Origin of the sequence: Paraburkholderia sp. J8-2 (assembly GCF_905220195.1) — a bacterium.
GTDB lineage: Bacteria > Pseudomonadota > Gammaproteobacteria > Burkholderiales > Burkholderiaceae > Paraburkholderia.
The window spans coordinates 1-208 of record NZ_CAJMZA010000163.1 but is presented as its reverse complement, the minus strand read 5'-3'; the positions used below and the strand labels follow the sequence as shown (position 1 = coordinate 208).

The following is a 208-nucleotide window of genomic DNA, read 5'->3' as shown; positions in this document are numbered from 1 at the left end:
GTGCTGGACAAGCTCGAAACCAGCGGGCTCGTGGAGCGCTCGCGCAATGGCGCGGACCGGCGCCTCGTGGACGTATCGCTGACGCGCGAGGGCCGTGCGGTTGCGGCCCGAAGCGCCGACGTTGCCCCGGGCGCGTGGAGCGAGCGGCTTTCGCACTTCTCGAAGTCCGACTTCGATGCCTTGAGCACGCTGCTCTCCAGATTGCTCA

At 68.3% G+C, this 208-nt stretch carries 1 protein-coding gene; it reads left to right on the top strand.

What is annotated here, in order from left to right; translation table 11 throughout:
• The coding region (locus U5A52_RS43265; protein ID WP_415774148.1) for a MarR family winged helix-turn-helix transcriptional regulator at positions 1-208 on the top strand (208 nt) is incomplete at both ends.